16 protein-coding genes are annotated in these 18,048 nt (G+C 34.6%); 14 read left to right on the forward strand and 2 right to left on the reverse strand.

Annotation, left to right across the window (positions count from 1 at the left end; genetic code table 11):
• Positions 1 to 44: 44 nt before the first annotated feature.
• The 10 genes from VKY41_RS08405 (at position 45) to VKY41_RS08450 (ending at position 11,556) form a co-directional block, all read left to right on the forward strand.
• Entirely contained in the window at positions 45 to 869 is an 825-nt protein-coding gene (locus VKY41_RS08405; RefSeq protein ID WP_500813999.1) for an enoyl-ACP reductase FabI, read from the forward strand.
• 150 nt (positions 870 to 1,019) lie between these two features.
• Positions 1,020 to 3,404, forward strand: a complete 2,385-nt coding sequence (locus tag VKY41_RS08410) for a T9SS type A sorting domain-containing protein (RefSeq protein WP_500814000.1) — start codon at positions 1,020 to 1,022, stop codon at positions 3,402 to 3,404.
• A gap of 78 nt (positions 3,405 to 3,482) precedes the next feature.
• Entirely contained in the window at positions 3,483 to 4,496 is a 1,014-nt protein-coding gene (locus VKY41_RS08415; RefSeq protein WP_500814001.1) for a glycosyltransferase family 2 protein, read from the forward strand.
• A 20-nt stretch (positions 4,497 to 4,516) separates the two neighbouring features.
• Complete coding sequence (locus tag VKY41_RS08420; RefSeq protein ID WP_500814002.1) at positions 4,517 to 5,458, forward strand: YbbR-like domain-containing protein; 942 nt, start codon at positions 4,517 to 4,519, stop codon at positions 5,456 to 5,458.
• Complete coding sequence (coaE, locus tag VKY41_RS08425) at positions 5,455 to 6,042, forward strand: dephospho-CoA kinase (protein WP_500814003.1); 588 nt, start codon at positions 5,455 to 5,457, stop codon at positions 6,040 to 6,042. The genes VKY41_RS08420 and coaE overlap by 4 nt, the downstream gene beginning before the upstream one ends.
• A 113-nt stretch (positions 6,043 to 6,155) precedes the next feature.
• Positions 6,156 to 7,697 (forward strand): sensor histidine kinase, encoded by a 1,542-nt coding sequence (locus VKY41_RS08430; protein WP_500814004.1) that lies wholly within the window; start codon positions 6,156 to 6,158, stop codon positions 7,695 to 7,697.
• Between the two features lie 5 nt (positions 7,698 to 7,702).
• On the forward strand, positions 7,703 to 8,413 hold the full coding sequence (locus tag VKY41_RS08435) for a response regulator transcription factor (RefSeq protein WP_500814005.1): 711 nt from the start codon (positions 7,703 to 7,705) through the stop codon (positions 8,411 to 8,413).
• 161 nt (positions 8,414 to 8,574) lie between these two features.
• Positions 8,575 to 10,197 carry an adenine deaminase gene (ade, locus tag VKY41_RS08440; RefSeq protein WP_500814006.1) on the forward strand — a complete coding sequence of 541 codons (1,623 nt, stop codon included), beginning with the start codon at positions 8,575 to 8,577 and terminating at the stop codon, positions 10,195 to 10,197.
• Between the two features lie 8 nt (positions 10,198 to 10,205).
• Entirely contained in the window at positions 10,206 to 11,168 is a 963-nt protein-coding gene (locus tag VKY41_RS08445; protein ID WP_500814007.1) for a YheT family hydrolase, read from the forward strand.
• A 25-nt stretch (positions 11,169 to 11,193) separates the two neighbouring features.
• The gene (locus VKY41_RS08450; protein ID WP_500814008.1) at positions 11,194 to 11,556 is read left to right on the forward strand and encodes a nuclear transport factor 2 family protein; all 363 of its coding nucleotides are present in this window, start codon (positions 11,194 to 11,196) and stop codon (positions 11,554 to 11,556) included.
• 465 nt (positions 11,557 to 12,021) lie between these two features.
• Here VKY41_RS08450 and VKY41_RS08455 read toward each other — a convergent pair whose 3' ends face one another.
• A complete protein-coding gene (locus VKY41_RS08455) occupies positions 12,022 to 12,999 on the reverse strand; it encodes an NAD(P)H-dependent flavin oxidoreductase (protein WP_500814009.1) in 978 nt (325 codons plus the stop codon).
• Between the two features lie 219 nt (positions 13,000 to 13,218).
• Between VKY41_RS08455 and VKY41_RS08460 the strand changes: the two genes are divergently transcribed.
• From VKY41_RS08460 to VKY41_RS08475, 4 genes are all read left to right on the forward strand, one after another.
• Positions 13,219 to 14,757, forward strand: coding sequence for a YifB family Mg chelatase-like AAA ATPase (locus VKY41_RS08460; RefSeq protein ID WP_500814010.1), 1,539 nt, complete (start codon positions 13,219 to 13,221; stop codon positions 14,755 to 14,757).
• Positions 14,758 to 14,921: 164 nt separating this feature from the next.
• Positions 14,922 to 15,425 (forward strand): hypothetical protein, encoded by a 504-nt coding sequence (locus VKY41_RS08465; RefSeq protein WP_500814011.1) that lies wholly within the window; start codon positions 14,922 to 14,924, stop codon positions 15,423 to 15,425.
• A gap of 8 nt (positions 15,426 to 15,433) precedes the next feature.
• The gene (locus VKY41_RS08470; protein WP_500814012.1) at positions 15,434 to 16,150 is read left to right on the forward strand and encodes a hypothetical protein; all 717 of its coding nucleotides are present in this window, start codon (positions 15,434 to 15,436) and stop codon (positions 16,148 to 16,150) included.
• A gap of 45 nt (positions 16,151 to 16,195) precedes the next feature.
• Complete coding sequence (locus tag VKY41_RS08475) at positions 16,196 to 17,023, forward strand: sensor histidine kinase (protein WP_500814013.1); 828 nt, start codon at positions 16,196 to 16,198, stop codon at positions 17,021 to 17,023.
• Here VKY41_RS08475 and VKY41_RS08480 read toward each other — a convergent pair.
• Positions 17,020 to 18,018 (reverse strand): metal-dependent hydrolase, encoded by a 999-nt coding sequence (locus tag VKY41_RS08480; RefSeq protein WP_500814014.1) that lies wholly within the window; start codon positions 18,016 to 18,018, stop codon positions 17,020 to 17,022. The genes VKY41_RS08475 and VKY41_RS08480 overlap by 4 nt on opposite strands.
• Between the last annotated feature and the right edge of the window lie 30 nt (positions 18,019 to 18,048).

Below are 18,048 nucleotides of genomic sequence, written 5' to 3' on the forward strand. Positions count from 1 at the left end.
TTGATCCCTTAAGAACGTAACACCAAACAAAAATAACTAGCGATATGTCTTACAACTTATTAAAAGGAAAAAGAGGAATTATATTTGGGGCGCTTGATGAAAATTCTATAGCCTGGAAAACTGCAGAACGTGTTCACGAAGAAGGCGGTACCTTTGTATTAACAAATGCTCCAGTTGCATTAAGAATGGGTCAAATAAATGCTTTGGCTGAAAAAACAGGTTCACAAATTATTCCTGCAGACGCTACTTCATTGGAAGATTTAGAAAATCTAGTTGAAAAATCTGTGGAAATTTTAGGAGGAAAACTGGATTTTGTTTTGCATTCTATTGGTATGTCTATCAATGTAAGAAAAGGAAATGCATACTCAGATCAGAACTACGATTGGACTCAAAAAGGGACAGATATTTCAGCTATGTCATTTCATAAGGTTATGCAAACTTTATATAAAAAGGATGCTATGAATAAATGGGGAAGTATTGTTGCGCTAACCTATATGGCAGCTCAACGTGTATTTCCTGACTATAACGATATGGCAGATAATAAAGCCTATTTAGAAAGTATTGCAAGAAGTTTTGGTTATTTCTTCGGAAAAGATAAAACGGTACGTGTTAATACCATTTCACAATCACCTACACCAACAACTGCAGGTAGTGGGGTAAAAGGTTTTGATGGATTTATGGCTTATGCAGATAAAATGGCACCCCTAGGAAATGCTACAGCTTTAGATTGCGCTAATTATACAGTGGCAATGTTTAGCGATTTAACAAAAATGGTAACCTTGCAAAACTTATTCCATGATGGAGGGTTTAGTAACATGGGGGTAAGTAACGAAGTTATGGAAGCCTTTATTAAAGGATTAGAAAAGTAAAAGTATATAATTTTATAGAGTTAAAGCGAGTCATAATTTATGACTCGCTTTTTTTTTATTTAATAAATTTCTCATTTACAAGTTGATTTCTTATAAATTTTCTTACATTTAAAGTGCTAGAAATCATTTTATTAATTAATTTAAACCGACATGAAGAAAATTACTTATTTATTTTACGTCCTGTCCTTATGCTTTTGCTCCATAAGTTATGGGCAATATTTAACAGAAGGATTTGAAACCTCTGTTCCACCTCCAGGTTGGACATTGAACTCAACTAATGCTGCTTTTTCTTGGGGGCAAGCAAGTACCGCTCATACTGGCACTAATAGTGCAGAGGTAGTTTACGACCCAGCACTTGCTCCACAAAATGAAAGCTTGTTAACACCTGTTTTAGATTTAACAAGTGCTACAAATCCAAGGCTTATATTTTGGTTTAATATGAGTTATTACTGGAGTGTGGATCCGGAAGATAATTATGATTTTACCGTTAGTATTACTGATGGAACCACTACAACACCCTTATGGAGTGAAGTGGACTACGGTATTTTTGTAAATTGGGAATGGAATGAAGTTACTATAGATTTAACTCCTTATGCGGGCAGTAGCAACATGCAAATTGTATTTAATTATACAGGTACTGATGGTGCTGCTTTGAATTTGGACGATGTTTTAATTAACGAAGCTCCAACTTGTACAACAGCTGTTGTTGATAGTGCTACTGTGGTAGACGATTGTGCGGCACTCCAATTTTCAATAGATGTTGAAGTATCTACTGTGGGTGATGGAGCTTTTATTACAGATGGTTTAGGAGGATCTTTCCCAATTGTTGCAGGAACTGTTTCTACCGGAACTTATACTGGTGGCGATGTTATAACCTTAAGTGTAGAACACACTGATTCTGATTGCGATTTCATTTTAGGAAGTTATCAGATAGGGTGTACCTTGCCAGGTTCTGTTTGTGAAAATTCAATAGTAGTAGGGCCACTGCCTTATACCACTACAGATAACACCGCGAATTATGGAGATGATTATGAAGGTACTGATGTACCAAGTATTGCTGGTGCACAATACGCGAATGGAACAGGGAGTGCAAGTTATATTACAGGAGACGATGTAGTATATGAATTTACACCTGATCAAGACGGGTCTTTCAATTTCGATTTAACAAACACATTGGATGATTGGATTGGTTTTTGGTTATTTGAAGGATGTCCTTTTAGTTCTGTTGTAGCCTATCATACAGCTACAAATGGTACAACCAGAAGTCTGCCTGAAATTAATCTTACTGGCGGAACAACCTATTATGTTGTCATATCCTCTTGGCCAGCTCCGCAGTCGACGCCATATACTTTAAATATACGAGAAAACACCTGTACATCTGTAACAGTAGACTACGAAGTAGTCAATGATTGCGATGTAAGTGGAGGGTTCTACATAGATGTAAATATTACTGATATGGGAAGTGCTACAGATATAACCGTTTTAGACAATCAAGGAAGTGGGTCTCAACCTTTAAGTGCCCCAGGAACTTTACAATTTGGCCCATATGCACTTGGTACAAGCGTGACGATCACTATTAATGATGATAATGATGTTAATTGTACTGTAGTAAGCTCAGTTCTTACGCAAGAAACCTGTCCGCCAGATTGTGCTACAACGCCATTTCCAGAAGATGGAGCTACCAATATTCCTGTTGGAAACATAACTTTTACATGGGAAGCCCCAACATCAGGGCCAACTCCAACATCTTACAATTTATACGCAGGGGAAACTCCTGCAGGGGATGATTATGGATTAATAGGTAACTACACTGGAACATCAGCTAATTTAACTATTAATGGTTATAATATTCAACTGTATTGGATTATTAAACCGGTTAATGGCACAGAGGAAGCATCAGGATGTCCAATTTGGACCTTTACTACCGAGCCAGCACCAGGTTATTGCTTGACGGCAGTGAACGGACAATGGCCTAGTTCTACGTATACACCAACAACTTGTGATGGAACTACCGAGAATGTAATAACAACTGCAGGTTGGGCAGGAGAGTATTCTGTGGTATCTGTAACTGCAGGAGTAACTTATCAATTTCATAGTTCTGTTCCAACAGATTTTATTACGATAAGTGCTGATGGCGGTGCAACCGCTGCTGCTTACGGAATAACCCCTGTTACTTGGACGGCTCAAGCCACTGGAACGGTTAACTTTTATCTTCATACAGACGACCAATGTTCTAGTGAATCAGTAAGTAGAACGAGATCTGTTTTTTGTGGCGGAGAGTTAAGTGTGGATTCCTTTGAATTAGATAAAGCATTTACTTATTATCCAAATCCAGTATCAAGCATATTAACTTTAAGTGGTGTGCAAACAATTCAAGAAGTTGTTGTGTACAACATGTTAGGACAAAAAGTTTTAGGTGCGCATCCTAACGCTATGACTAGCGAGTTGGATATGTCGGATTTAAATGCTGGAACTTACTTTGTAAAAGTTAAAAGTAACCAAGCCGAACAAACAATTAAGGTAATTAAAAAATAAAGTTCATATTCTTTAAATAATAAATAAAAGCCACTCGAAAGAGTGGCTTTTATTTATTGGTTTAACTACATTTGTTACATGCAAATACAGTTTTCGTTTATTATTCCCGTGTTTAATCGTCCAGACGAAATACAGGAGTTGTTGGACAGTTTCGTAAAATTAGATACAGCTTTAAAGTATGAAATTGTAATAATTGAAGATGGATCTACCATCACTTCTGAAGCTATAGTTAATTCGTACCAAGAACGTTTGAATATTGCTTATTTTAAAAAAAGTAATTCAGGTCCTGGCGACTCAAGAAACTTTGGTATGAGTAAAGCTACAGGCAATTATTTTATAATTTTAGATAGTGATTGTATTTTACCTTCTCAATATTTAAATGAAGTTGAAAAAAGCTTAAATGAAAACTTTGTTCATTGTTTTGGAGGACCAGACTCTTCACATGATTCCTTTTCCGACATACAGAAAGCCATAAACTTCTCAATGACGTCCTTTATAACCACAGGAGGGATTAGAGGGCATAAAAAAAGTGTCAATACCTTTCAACCTAGAAGTTTTAATATGGGGCTTTCAAAAGAAGCCTTTTTGAAATCGAAAGGCTTTGGGGAAATTCATCCAGGCGAAGATCCTGATTTATCTATTAGACTATGGAATTTGGGATATAAAACAAAACTTATTGCGGAGGCTTATGTGTTCCACAAACGCCGTATCTCTTGGTCTAAATTTTATAAGCAAGTTAATAAGTTTGGCTTAGTTAGACCTATTTTAAACCAATGGCATCCTGAAACAAAAAAAATAACGTATTGGTTTCCTACTTTGTTTGTTTTCGGGTTTATTCTTTCTGTGTTTTTATGGGCCATTTTAAGCTTAAAAGTACCATTGCTATTGTTTGGTGGTTATTTTTTAGTGGCATTTGTTTTGGCCTTACTGAGCACAAAAAGTTTGAAAATTGCCATATTATCTCTTTTAGCCATTGCTATACAGTTTGTTGGCTATGGTTCAGGGTTTTTAAAGTCGACTATTTTAGTAAATTTCTTAAAAAGGCATCCAGAGGAAACATTTCCGGACTTATTCTTTAAAACATCATGTTAAAACAAATCAAAACACACATATTGTCTTCATTTAAAAGTAAGAAAATCAACGTGTTTCTTTTGTTTGTTTTGCTGTCATTTGTTGTGCTAATAGTTCTTAAATTATCGAATACTTATACCAATACCATCACTTTTGAGATTAACAAGATACAAATACCAGAAAAGCATTTGGTGTTAAATAATCATTCTCAAAAGCTACATATAACCCTTCGATCACAAGGATTTAATCTGTTAAAATACTACTTCAATAAACCACAAATTAACATAGATTTTAGTCAGCACATTACAAGAAACAAGGATTTTTATGTTTGGAATAAGCACCAAGGTTTTTCTGAATTAAACCTCCAGTTTTCCAAAAATGAAGAAATTATCAGTATTACACCCGACACGTTAAAATTTAGGTATGATGTTAATGCTATAAAAAAGGTTCCAGTTAAATTGCAAGCAAAACTCCAGTTTATTAAAGGATTTGATTTATTGGATTCCATAAAAATAGTTCCAGATTCTATAAAGATTATTGGTCCAGAAATTTTGGTTTCAGAAATCGCTTTTATTGAAACAGATTCAATTGAAATAAAAGAAGTGAAATCTGATATTAATTCGGTTATAAAATTAAAATTACCTACAAATAAAAACGGTAATTTAAGCTTTTCTAATACCAAGGTAGCCATTCATGGAGATGTAGATAAATTTACTGAGGGCCATTTAAAAGTGCCTGTTAATGTCATTAATATTCCAGAAAATTTAACAATTAAGTATTTTCCTAAAAAACTTTATGTAACTTATTACACGAGTTTGTCTAATTACGCTAAGGTACAAGCAAGCGATTTTGAAATTGTTTGCGACTACAATAAGCTAAAAAACGGATCGGATTTTTTAATTCCAGAGATAGCAAAAAAAGCCGAAAAAGTAAAGCATATTAAGTTGTCTCATGAACATATTGAATTTATTATTTTAGAATGAAAATTATAGGTTTAACAGGAGGTATAGGTAGTGGGAAAACAACCGTCGCCAAAGAATTCATGGCTTTAGGTATTCCAGTATATATTGCGGACGAAGAAGCTAAACTTTTGATGAATAACTCCAAGGTTATTAAAAGAAAGTTAATAGCTTTATTTGGTAATGCGGCCTACAAAGACCACGTTTTAAACAGACCATATTTAGCAGATAAAATTTTTAATAATGAGGAAAATCTGAAAAAGATGAATGCCGTTGTTCACCCAGAAGTGGCTAAGCATTTTAAAGCCTGGTTAAAAAAGCAGCAGGCACCCTATGTTTTAAAAGAATCTGCCATACTTTTTGAAAATGGTGGCTATACCCACTGCGACTATATAATTACCGTAACCGCCCCGATGTCTCTCAGAATAGAACGATTGTTAAAAAGAGACGAAACTACAGTAGAAAAAATACAATCTATCATGAATAATCAATGGGATGATGATGCTAAAATTGAAAAATCACATTTCATAATTGTCAATAAAGATTTAAAAGAAACACGCCAACAAGTGCAACTTACTCACGATAAAATCGTTAACTTAATAGGATAAAACCTGAATTTTAACATTTTTGTTAATGTAAGGTTAAATGGTAAGTAATGTAAATGTTAAAATGTTAATTTTGAGCGATGAGCAAAAAGTTATTCGTAGTACTAATACTATTAATGAGTTTATCATTAGTTGGTATTATTTTCGTTCAAGCATATTACATAAACAACTCTCTTAAAAACGAGCAAGATCAGTTTACTTTTAATGTAAAAAAGGCACTTAGTTTTACATCAAAAAAAATAGAAAATACAGAGTTTAAGGAGTATGCTTTAAAAATTCAAGATTTGTTGGATCAAGGTGTAAAGCCTGATACATCAGCTTTTAGACAGTTTTATTTAAAAGAAGAAGTAAAGGGGTCTAATGAGAAATTAATATATAGAAACAGTATTTTAGAAGAGAATTATAAATTGTCTTCTTCGATCTTTGACATAGGTTTAGACAGTATTAATATAAAAAAAGTACTGAGCGATAGAGAAACAAAAATTTTAAAAAGCGATGGATTGGAATCTAATTCTAATTTGAATCTAGATGCCATGATGTTCGAATTTGGTAAGCTGTCCAAAGGTGTTGAAATATTTTACGACACGGCATACGAGGATTTATCCTATCGAGTGCCCATTCATAAACGCGTTACCAAAGAAGAAATTCACGATCTTTTTAAATCGAAATTGGCCGAGGATAACATTAATATCGACTTTCAGTTTGCTATTTACAGTAACGATTTAGCTACTAAAATTCAATCGGATGATTTTGAATTACTAACGGAATCCACCTTTAGTGTTCCTATTTTTCAGAATAAAAATGATATAAGTAATTATAGGCTGTTGGTTAATTTTCCAAAACGAAATACTTTCGTGCAGTCTTCAATTGTAAGAATGACATTACTATCCATCATTTTTACTTCCATTATCATTATTGCATATTCAAGTGCTTTAATGCAATTATTTAAACAACGTAGAATTTCTGAAATAAAAACCGATTTCATTAATAACATGACCCATGAGTTTAAAACACCTATAGCAACCATAAACTTAGCTTTAGATGCCATTAGAAACCCAAAGGTTATCGATGATAAAGAAAAGGTGCTTCGTTATCTTAACATGATAAAAGAAGAAAACAAACGGATGCACGCTCAAGTTGAAAATGTATTAAGAATATCTAAACTTGAAAGAAATGAATTAAATATTAGTAAGGAGCGTGTTATACTACACGATCTTATAGAAGACGCTTTATCGCATGTAGAATTGATTGTTGAAGATGCCAAAGGAGAAATTCATTTAGATTTAGCAGCAACAAACTCTATGGTTTTGGCAAACGAAACACATTTTACCAATGTGCTAGTAAATATTCTGGATAATGCAATAAAATATACACCAGAATCAAGAGCGCCAATTATTCATATTTCTACCGAGAATGTAGGAACTAATATTATTTTAAAAATAAAAGACCAAGGTAGTGGTATGAGTAAAGCCGCACAAAAACGTGTTTTTGAAAAGTTTTATAGAGAACACACAGGAGATAGGCATGATGTTAAAGGTCATGGATTAGGTTTAGCCTATGTTAAACGAATTGTAGAAGACCATCAAGGTCATATATCAGTTGAAAGTGAAAAAGACAAAGGAAGTTTGTTTATTGTTAAACTTCCATTAATATCGTAAAAGCTATGAATGAACAACAAAAAAAAATATTATTAGTTGAAGATGATCCAAATTTCGGGACAATTCTGAAGGATTATTTAACTATGAACGACTATGAGGTTACCCACGCCAAAAATGGAATGGAAGGCTTCGAGAAGTTCAAGAAGGACGATTTTGATCTGTGTATTTTGGATGTTATGATGCCATATAAAGATGGATTTACTCTAGCTAAAGAAATTAGAGAGAAAAATACAGATGTACCCATTGTATTCCTTACGGCTAAAGCTATGAAGGAAGATGTTTTAAAAGGCTATAAGGTTGGAGCGGATGATTATTTAAACAAACCGTTTGATAGCGAAGTTTTATTAATGAAAATTAAAGCTATCATGCAGCGTAAGGCTACAGAAACAGTGGCAGACAGCAAACAGTTTGAATTTCAAATAGGAAAGTTTCATCTGAATTCTAAACTACGTTTTTTAATATACGATGGAGGAGAGCAGGTGAAGTTATCTCCAAAAGAAAATGAATTGCTACGTATGTTGGCTTTGCATGAAAACGATTTAATGCCAAGAGAATTGGCTTTAACTAAAATTTGGAGAGACGACAACTATTTCACATCAAGAAGTATGGATGTGTATATTGCGAAATTGAGAAAGTATTTAAAACTAGATGAAAACGTTGAAATTTTAAATATTCACGGAGAAGGGTTTAGATTGGTTGTCAATCAAGAATCTTAATCATAAATAAAATTACACTCAGAAAGACTGTCTACCAAGGCAGTCTTTTTTTTGCATGTTTTTGAACGAGTATAATTTCAACAACCAGGAAAAAAAGCAGTAAAAGAATGTTTGTTATACACGCACTTTTTTATATTTATCAAAATTAAAATTATATAGAAATGACGCTTCAAGGTCAAATAGTGGATATTAAAAATCGGAATATTTTTAGTGGTGAAATTACCATTAAGGACGGAAAGATTTTAAGGATAGAAGAAAAGCAGCACAATGTGAAGCATTACATTATTCCAGGGTTTGTAGATGCTCATATCCACATAGAAAGTTCGATGTTGGTTCCAAGTGAATTTGCTAGAATTGCAGTAAAGCATGGAACTATTTCAACGGTTTCAGATCCTCATGAAATAGCCAATGTGCTTGGTGTAGCGGGTGTAGAGTTTATGATAAATAATGGAAAAGAAACCCCCTTTAAATTTAATTTTGGAGCGCCAAGTTGTGTGCCAGCCACCCAGTTTGAATCGGCTGGGGCTGTTATCGATTCGGAAGGGATAAAAACTTTAATGGCACATCCTGATATTAAATACTTAGCCGAAATGATGAATTATCCCGGTGTTTTATTTGATGACGAAGAAGTTCTTAAAAAAATAGCATGGGCAAAGCATTTTAATAAACCCGTTGATGGCCATGCTCCGGGAGTTAGGGGAGACGCTATTACCAAATATATAGGTGCAGGAATTTCTACGGATCATGAGTGTTTTACTTATGATGAAGCCTTAGAAAAGCTCCAAAAAGGTATGAAAATTCTAATACGGGAAGGTTCAGCGGCCAAAAACTTTGAAGCCCTTATCGATTTGCTTCCCGAATATTTTGAAAACATCATGTTTTGTAGTGATGATAAGCATCCTGACGATTTGTTGTTGCATCATATAAATAATTTATGTGCACGTGCTGTAGCCAAAGGAATGGATGTCTTTAAGGTGTTACAAGCAGCATGTGTGAATCCTGTTAAACATTACAATTTGGATGTTGGTTTGTTACAGGTAGGGGATTTTGCCGATTTCATTTTGGTAGAAGATTTAAAAGAGTTTAAAACACTTCAAACCTATATCCAGGGTGAATTGGTTTTCGATAAAGGAGTTTCATTGATTAAATCGGTTCCTTTTGAAATTCTAAACAATTTTCACACTAAGAAAAAGGAGGTTTCAGATTTCATGTTTGCATCTTCAGCTAAAGAAATTCGTGTTATTGAAGCATTGGAAGGGCAGTTGGTAACTAACGAACTTATTGTGGAAAGTTTGTTGAAAGACGGGAATTTGGTGTCCAATATTGAAAAGGATGTTTTAAAAATGACGGTTGTTAACAGATATCAAAATCAAAAACCAGCTATTGCTTTTATAAAGAATTTCGGATTAAAGGAAGGAGCGATTGCCAGTTCTGTAGGTCACGATTCCCATAATATTATTGCAGTAGGAGTAAGTGACGAAGCTATTTGTAAAGCCGTGAATCTTCTTATTGAAAATAAGGGTGGGATTTGTGCTGTTTCAAACACAAGCTCGCACGTAGTGGCACTTCCTGTAGCGGGAATTATGAGCGATCAGGATGCGAAAACGATAGGCGAACAATATGCACAGTTAGATACCATGGCGAAGCAGTTAGGAAGCGTTTTACACGCTCCATACATGACCTTGTCGTTTATGGCTTTATTGGTGATTCCTTCGCTTAAACTAAGTGATAAAGGCTTGTTTGACGGGAATACCTTTCAGTTTACTTCTTTAGAAAACATATAACTAGTATTATGCCCATTTTAGAAACTACTTACAAAGCTCCGTTATTTTTTAGAAACGGGTTTGTTGCAACGGTTTATTCTGGTTTAATTAGAAAAGTTTCAGGTTTAAATCAAAAAAGAGAACGACTTACCTTGTCTGACGGAGATTTTATAGATCTAGATTGGAGTTTTACAGAAGAACGAACAAGTAAGCTAATTGTTTTACTGCATGGTTTAGAGGGGCATGCGCAGCGGCATTATATTACAGGAACAGCTAAGTTTTTTAATCAGAATCAGATTGATGCTGTTTCTGTAAATTTTAGAGGTTGTAGTGGCGAAGATAACCTATCATTTCGTTCCTATCATTCTGGAGAAACCGAAGATTTAAAAGAGATTATTCAACATATATTACAAACCAAACACTACTCTGAAATTTACATTAAAGGGTTTAGTTTAGGCGGTAATGTTACCTTAAAATACTTGGGTGAAACTACAGATATTCCTGAGCAGATAAAGACGGGAATTGCGGTTTCGGTGCCTTGTTATTTGGCAGGTGCAGCCAAGGAATTACACACTTTAAAGAACAAAGCTTTTCATGATAAATTCAAACATAATTTAAAAGAAAAATTGCTTTTAAAGACACAAAAACATCAATCAGTATTAAAGGAGTCCGACATACATTCCATTAAAACCCTTTACGATTTTGATAACCTTTATACTTCTAAAGCCCATGGATTTAAGGATGCTTTTGATTACTACGAGCAGTGTTCTAGTTTGCAATTCCTTCCAAACATCCAGATTCCAACATTAATTATTAATGCTCTTAGCGATTCGTTTTTATCTCCAGAGTGCTATCCGGTTAAGGAAGCTAAAAACAATGAGAATTTATTTTTGGAGATGCCACAGCACGGTGGTCATGTAGGGTTTATTGATAAAGGAAAATTTTATTATAATGAAAAACGAGCTTTGGAGTTTATACAAAAACTTCAATAATATTTTAATTAAATAAGAGAGAGCTATGACTAATAAACAAATTGCAGAATCTTTTTTACAATTAGCCGGAAATGGAAAAGTAAAAGACGCGTTTGAGAATTATGTTTCGGATGATTTTATTCATCATAATCAATATTTCCAAGGGACTCGAGCGGCTTTAAAAGACGCTATGGAAGAAGCTCACGTTACAAGTCCTAATAAGTCTATTGAAATTAAGCATAGTTATATAGATCAAAATACCGTGGTTACCCACTCTCTTGTTGTAAAACAGGATATGGATATAGCCGTTGTACATATCTTCCGATTTAAAGCAGACAAAATTGTTGAGTTATGGGATTTAGGTCAGCAAATTCTAAAAGATTCTCCTAACGAAAATGGCTTGTTCTAAGCAGTAAAAATTAGTCTTTTTGAACCCTTAGTTAGTTAAACAGCTTTCATTGCTCCTATAAAATTTTCTATATGTTGAGAAGCTGAGGAATGTTTGTTTTGCTAGCACTTTACCGAGTAGAGCTTCCATCATGTAGGGAAGCTAGGTTTAATGAGGCAGCAATGCTTATCTAGGTTTTGTTTAATTGAAATTTAGTTAGCTTGAGATTGCCATAGCTTTACCCTGAGGTATATATGGCTTTGATACGGGATTACTACGGCTTTACTATGGAGTATCTACGAGGGAACCCCCATGGACTCCTCTGTTTACAAGGGTTTAAAGGGGGTTCGTATATGGTGTAATCCGCAAATTTTTAGAAGTTTCTGCTTCGTTTAAGTAATAGGCGAATACGTATTGTTTAGAAACGAAACAAACTTTGCGTAGCTATACCTAAACTGTGTTGTACAGATACATAAAGGTAATATATTACTTATACATATCCAAATACTTAAGTTGCTCTTCGATGGCTGTTTTAAAGTCTGTTTTTAATTCAGTGACCAATTCAGAGACTTTAGGTACATTATGAATATTTGTTACTCCTTGTCCAGCAGACCAAATGGTTGCCCAAGCTTTAGCATCGTCTTTGTGGGCGGTTAGTTCTTCACCGAAATCTACTTTCTTTTCTCTTTTTAGCAAGTCATCTGTAATTCCCATTGCTTTTAGGCTTGGGCCTAAAAAGTTGGCAGCCACTCCAGAAATAGCTGCAGTATAGACAATATCACTAGCTCCAGACTGAATAATCATGTCTCTATATTCTTTTGGGGCTTTACTTTCTTGTGTGTTAATAAAGCGGGTTCCCATGTAGGCTAAATCGGCTCCCATTTGCATAGCAGAAGCCACATCACGTCCTGTACTTATTGTTCCAGCAAGTAAGATGGTTTTCTTAAAGAAACTTTTAATTTCAGCCACCAATGGCATTGGATTTATTGTTCCAGCATGCCCACCAGCTCCGGCAGACACAAGTATTAATCCGTCAACTCCAGCTTCAGCAGCTTTTTCAGCATGACGTTTTTTAATAATATCATGAAAAACTAATCCTCCATAAGCATGTACCGCTTCTACTAGTTCTGAAACAGCTCCGAGAGAGGTAATGATCAAAGGAACTTTGTGTTTAATACACAGTTTTAAATCTGCTTCTAATCGGGGATTTGTATTGTGAACAATTAAATTCACTCCAAATGGGGCCGCTTTTTTACCAGTTTCCTTTTCAAAAGCAGCAAGAGCAGTTTTAATTTCAATTAACCATGCTTCAAAGCCTTCACTTGTGCGTTGGTTTAATGCAGGAAAGGTTCCAACAATCCCGTTTTTACAACATTCAATCACTAGTTGCGGACCAGAAATTAAAAACATGGGTGCTGCAACTACTGGTAAGGCTAAGTCTTTTATAAAGGAAGGATTGTTCATGATGTATTTAATTTTAAAATAAGGATTTGTATGTGATTAGAAGGAGCATTCCAGATGTTTTGTAATTAAAATATGGACGCTAATTACCTTCATTTACAAATATACCAATCTAATGTTTTGTTTTAAATAATTTGTTTTAGAATTCTTAGTCTGTCTTTTGAGTCGCTTAGTTTTATTTTAATAAAAGTTTTTTCTTACATTTATGGAAACCAGATAATTATGCTTAAAAAAGTTTTTGGAAGTGCAGTTTTTGGGGTTGAAGCAACTACCATAATCGTTGAGGTAAATGTGGACAAAGGAATTGGGTACCATTTAGTGGGTTTGCCGGATAATGCTATTAAGGAAAGTAATTACAGAATAGCTGCAGCCTTGCAAAATAATGGTTTTAAGATTCCAGGGAAAAAGATAATAATTAATATGTCTCCTGCCGATTTAAGGAAAGAAGGCTCTGCGTATGATTTAACCTTAGCCATTGGAATTTTGGCTGCTTCCAATCAAATTCAGGCTAACACCTTGGAGGATTATTTAATAATGGGAGAATTGTCGTTAGACGGGAAGTTGCAACCAATAAAGGGTGCCTTACCCATAGCAATTAAAGCCAAAGAGGAGGGGTTTCGGGGTTTTATACTTCCTAAGGAAAACTCTAAGGAAGCAGCGGTTGTTACTGGATTAGAAGTATATGGGGTTGAAACTATTGAAGAGGTTATCAATTTTTTTGATAAAGGAGAAAGCTTGGAGCAGACCATTATTGACGTTGAGGAAGAATTTAATAAAAACCTCAATTTTCCAGAATTCGATTTTTCAGATGTAAAAGGTCAAGAATCTATAAAGCGCTGTATGGAAATTGCGGCAGCGGGAGGACACAATATTATTTTAATTGGTCCGCCAGGAGCAGGGAAAACGATGCTTGCTAAGCGTTTGCCAAGTATTTTACCCCCTATGACTTTGGATGAAGCTTTAGAGACCACTAAAATACATTCGGTGGTTGGGCGCGTGAAAGAAAACACGGGGCTTATGGCGCAACGGCCTTTTAGAAGTCCCCATCACACGATATCGAACGTCGCCTTAGTAGGCGGGGGCAGTTATCCACAACCAGGTGAGATTTCCTTATCTCATAATGGTGTTTTGTTTTTGGACGAATTACCAGAATTTAAACGCGAAGTTTTGGAAGTGATGCGTCAGCCTTTGGAGGACAGAGAAGTTACTATATCTAGAGCTAAGTTTACGGTGACCTACCCATCATCATTTATGTTGGTTGCAAGTATGAATCCGAGTCCGAGTGGTTATTTTAACGATCCCGATTCACCTGTAACCTCCTCTCCAGCAGAAATGCAACGTTATTTAAGCAAGATTTCAGGCCCTTTATTAGACAGGATTGACATACATATAGAAGTGACCCCAGTTCCTTTTGAAAAACTGTCGGACCATAGAAAAGGCGAGTCTTCTATAACTATCAGGAAACGGGTAACAGCAGCACGAGAAATTCAAACGAAGCGATTTAAAGATTCCAACACCGTTCATTACAATGCTCAAATGAATACCAAACAAATTAGAACGTTTTGTTTGCTAGACGAAGCTTCTTTGCAGTTATTAAAAACAGCTATGGAGCGATTGAATTTATCTGCCCGAGCTTACGACCGGATTTTAAAGGTAGCGCGAACCATTGCAGATTTGGAAGGTAGTGAAGATATTAAAGGCGCACATATTAGTGAAGCGATACAATATAGAAGTTTGGATAGAGAAGGTTGGTTGGGTTAAGGGAATTTAGACCCTTTGAATGACCCTAGTGAAAGGATAATTTTTTTAGGTTCGTTAAAAATTGAAAATGTTTAAGCCTGATGCTTTTATATTATTATGAATAAATTGAAGGAATTTTCAATCTTTTTAATACTTTTAGATTCTATTAACCAATCAATTATATTATGAAAAAAATTAGTTTATTCCTTATAGGTATTCTTCTTGGTGCCTTGGCGACTTACTTTTATTGTCCTAGCCGAAACCTAGAAGAAACTGAAGTTCCCATTGTAGCACCAAAAGGGCTTATAAAGCCAGAAGAAGCTAAAATATTAGACCAAGCATTTAACAGCAGGCATGCTTTAATTAGTGACTCTATAGTGAAACGACCAGACAACCGTTCGGCTTGGTGGTCATTAGAAGACATACAAAATTATTTAAAATATGCTGAAAACGAATCTAAGGAGTTGGGTTACACTATGGATGGTGTTCGCGTATATTTAGGGGCTTATCCAACCGACAGTGAGGTTGGTTACACCACTATGTTTTTAGTGCCTACAGGACATCAAAACCTTTCTGAAGGTAGTAGTATGTTTTTTAATATGGTAGAACCAGGAGGAGATATTCCTGATGGAAGTGGGTTGAATAAAGGAAGTGCAGGGAATCCTCCACCAAATAATTACCCTCAATAAACTATTTTGTGGAAGCCTTTTTTATTCAAAATTATAATTTAATTACAAGGTTTTTTGAGATTCTAGCCGTAGTAACAGGGCTATGGTATTTTAAAAAGTACCGGGAGACTTCTGCTAAGTATTTTATTTATTTTTTAGTATATGCTTTTTTAGTAGATTTTATTGGAGCCTATCCAGATCATTTTAATAATTTCAAATTTTTAAATAAGTTTCAAACCCTTATTCAAGGTACCAAATATCAGTATAATGTTTGGTGGTTTACCTTATTTTGGGATATTGGGGCTGTTTTATTTTTTGCCTTCTATTATCATAACATATTAAAATCCACACTATTTAAGAACATGGTTAAAATGCTTAGTTTCTTATTTATAGGATATACGGTTTATTATTTGATGTTCCATTGGAATGATTTGTTTATCAAGACGCTACCGGTCATTTGTATTTTAGGAGGAGTCATCATCTTACTTTGTGTTATTTTATATTTTATTGAGATGTTGTTAAGTGATAAGGTCATTACATTTTATAAGTCGTTAAACTTTTACATAAGTGTAGCGATATTTATATGGTGGTTGATTGTTACACCGATAGTTTTTTATGATATATATAATTCCACAGCCGATTGGAATTTTGTGTTTTTAAAATGGCAAATCTATTTGTTTGCAAACATATTCATGTATAGCACATTTTCAGTTGGTTTGATGGTATCAAATTCTGAAAGTAACTAATGTTTATGCCTATGGCCTTAGACTTAATGTTTTTTAAATCAAGAAATGATTCAGTTAATTAATTTTCTATTACAAGTAAAACCTGAAGTATCAACCTCAGCAGAGCGTTATTTACTAATCTATATGATTGGTGTTTTGTTTATAGTTACCACTTTAGTTATTGTTTTTTTTGTTGTTTTTCAAAAGCGAAAAAACAAACTTTTATTAGATAAAATTAAACAACAACGCGCTTTCGATGAAGAGCTGGCACGAACACAAACAGAAATCCAGGAGCACACCTTAAAACATATTGGATGGGAATTGCATGATAACGTGGGACAGTTATTAGCCTTTGCTAGTATGCAGTTAAATATGTTAGCAACAAAGATTCCTGAAGATATGAAGGGTACTTTGGATCTTACTAGCAGTACTATAAAAGATAGTTTACAGGAGGTTCGTGCCTTATCTAAATCGTTAAACAACGATGTTATTCTAAATGTTGGTTTTGAAAAATCTATTTCAAACGAATTGGATCGGTTAAAGCGTATGAAATTTGCCTCAGCAGAATTACATATTACGGGCAAATCGCAGTTATTAGCGAATAAAAAACATAAGATAATTCTATTTAGAATTTTACAAGAATTCTTTTCTAATTCCGTAAAATATTCTAATGCTCAAAATTTAAAAGTAACATTAAGTTACTCCGATAAGGAACTACTAATTGTTGCTTCCGACGACGGTAAAGGCTTTGATATTGATACGGCAGAAAAAGGATCTGGGCTTATAAACATGAAAAGTAGGGCAGACTTGATTGAGGCTAAATTTGACATGTACTCTAAACCAAATGAAGGCGTAAAACTTACTATAACTTATCCTTTAACATCTAAAAATTAATTTCCTTTTAAACGAACCCACAATTCCGAAAGCAACTTTTTGCCATCGCGTTTGTCTTTTGGCATTTCTGTAAATTGCACTTTGCCAAACGGATCTTTTTCTATTTTGTATTTGAATACAAAGTTTTGAGAATTTGGTGATATACTTAGGAGTCCGAAACGTAAATCGTTAAAATAAAGCTGATCATCTTCTTTAGATATAATATACCAGCCTTCAGAAATAGCCATCATTCTTTGTACTTTTTCATCTTTAGCAAGATTGCCTAAAAGCTCATGATTTTTAGGATAGGTTTCAAAGGAGATAGGCTTGGTATCAAAAAACGAGTAATTCCCTAATAAATAAGCCTCTTCCGTTTCAACGTTCGCACTCCAAAGTATGGTGTTTAAGGCCGAAGGTCGTGTGTCTAATTGTATGTAATCTATATTTTGGTTTTTTAAAGCGGCTTCAAATTCATTATATGCTATCCATTTTAATAGGAAAGTAAGGAGTAAGTAAGAGGAACTTATGATCAATCCTAATTTGTTGTATAAGCGGCGTTTTGCAGAGCTTCGTTTTTGAACCATTGCAAGAATTAAGAATACAAGAAAAGGTAAGGTATAGAGCGGATCAATTACAAATATAGTTTTGAAAGCAAGTCTTAAATCAAAAGGCCAAAACAGTTGCGTTCCCCAAGTTGTATGTGCATCTAATAGAGGATGAGTAATAAATGCCCAGAAAAAGAGCCACGCCCAGCCTTTAATATTCTTATAACTTTCATATCGGGAAACCAACCAGCCGAATATAGGAGCAAAAAGTACAGAAAAGACTATGGAATGTGTAAATCCACGATGTATTGCAAGGGCAGATACCGTATCGGTAAAATGTGATGCATAAACATCTAGGTCAGGAATGGTTCCGGCAATTGCCCCATAAAGCATGGCTTTATTACCAACTTTTTTTCCTAAAACAGCTTCTCCAACAGCTGCTCCTAATACTATTTGAGTAAGTGAATCCATATATTTTGCGAAAATAAGCCAAGTTAGTCA

The sequence above is a fragment of the Xanthomarina sp. genome (assembly GCF_035306605.1).
Taxonomy (GTDB): Bacteria; Bacteroidota; Bacteroidia; order Flavobacteriales; family Flavobacteriaceae; genus Xanthomarina.

What these genes read in the sequence shown, in the direction of transcription:
- VKY41_RS08405 (WP_500813999.1), top strand. Translation starts at nt 45, where the DNA reads ATGTCTTACAACTTATTAAAAGGAAAAAGAGGAATTATATTTGGGGCG.
- VKY41_RS08410 (WP_500814000.1), top strand. Translation starts at nt 1,020, where the DNA reads ATGAAGAAAATTACTTATTTATTTTACGTCCTGTCCTTATGCTTTTGC.
- VKY41_RS08415 (WP_500814001.1), top strand. Translation starts at nt 3,483, where the DNA reads ATGCAAATACAGTTTTCGTTTATTATTCCCGTGTTTAATCGTCCAGAC.
- coaE (WP_500814003.1), top strand. Translation starts at nt 5,455, where the DNA reads ATGAAAATTATAGGTTTAACAGGAGGTATAGGTAGTGGGAAAACAACC.
- VKY41_RS08430 (WP_500814004.1), top strand. Translation starts at nt 6,156, where the DNA reads ATGAGTTTATCATTAGTTGGTATTATTTTCGTTCAAGCATATTACATA.
- VKY41_RS08435 (WP_500814005.1), top strand. Translation starts at nt 7,703, where the DNA reads ATGAATGAACAACAAAAAAAAATATTATTAGTTGAAGATGATCCAAAT.
- ade (WP_500814006.1), top strand. Translation starts at nt 8,575, where the DNA reads ATGACGCTTCAAGGTCAAATAGTGGATATTAAAAATCGGAATATTTTT.
- VKY41_RS08445 (WP_500814007.1), top strand. Translation starts at nt 10,206, where the DNA reads ATGCCCATTTTAGAAACTACTTACAAAGCTCCGTTATTTTTTAGAAAC.
- VKY41_RS08450 (WP_500814008.1), top strand. Translation starts at nt 11,194, where the DNA reads ATGACTAATAAACAAATTGCAGAATCTTTTTTACAATTAGCCGGAAAT.
- VKY41_RS08455 (WP_500814009.1), bottom strand. Translation starts at nt 12,999, where the DNA reads ATGAACAATCCTTCCTTTATAAAAGACTTAGCCTTACCAGTAGTTGCA.
- VKY41_RS08460 (WP_500814010.1), top strand. Translation starts at nt 13,219, where the DNA reads ATGCTTAAAAAAGTTTTTGGAAGTGCAGTTTTTGGGGTTGAAGCAACT.
- VKY41_RS08465 (WP_500814011.1), top strand. Translation starts at nt 14,922, where the DNA reads ATGAAAAAAATTAGTTTATTCCTTATAGGTATTCTTCTTGGTGCCTTG.
- VKY41_RS08475 (WP_500814013.1), top strand. Translation starts at nt 16,196, where the DNA reads ATGATTCAGTTAATTAATTTTCTATTACAAGTAAAACCTGAAGTATCA.
- VKY41_RS08480 (WP_500814014.1), bottom strand. Translation starts at nt 18,018, where the DNA reads ATGGATTCACTTACTCAAATAGTATTAGGAGCAGCTGTTGGAGAAGCT.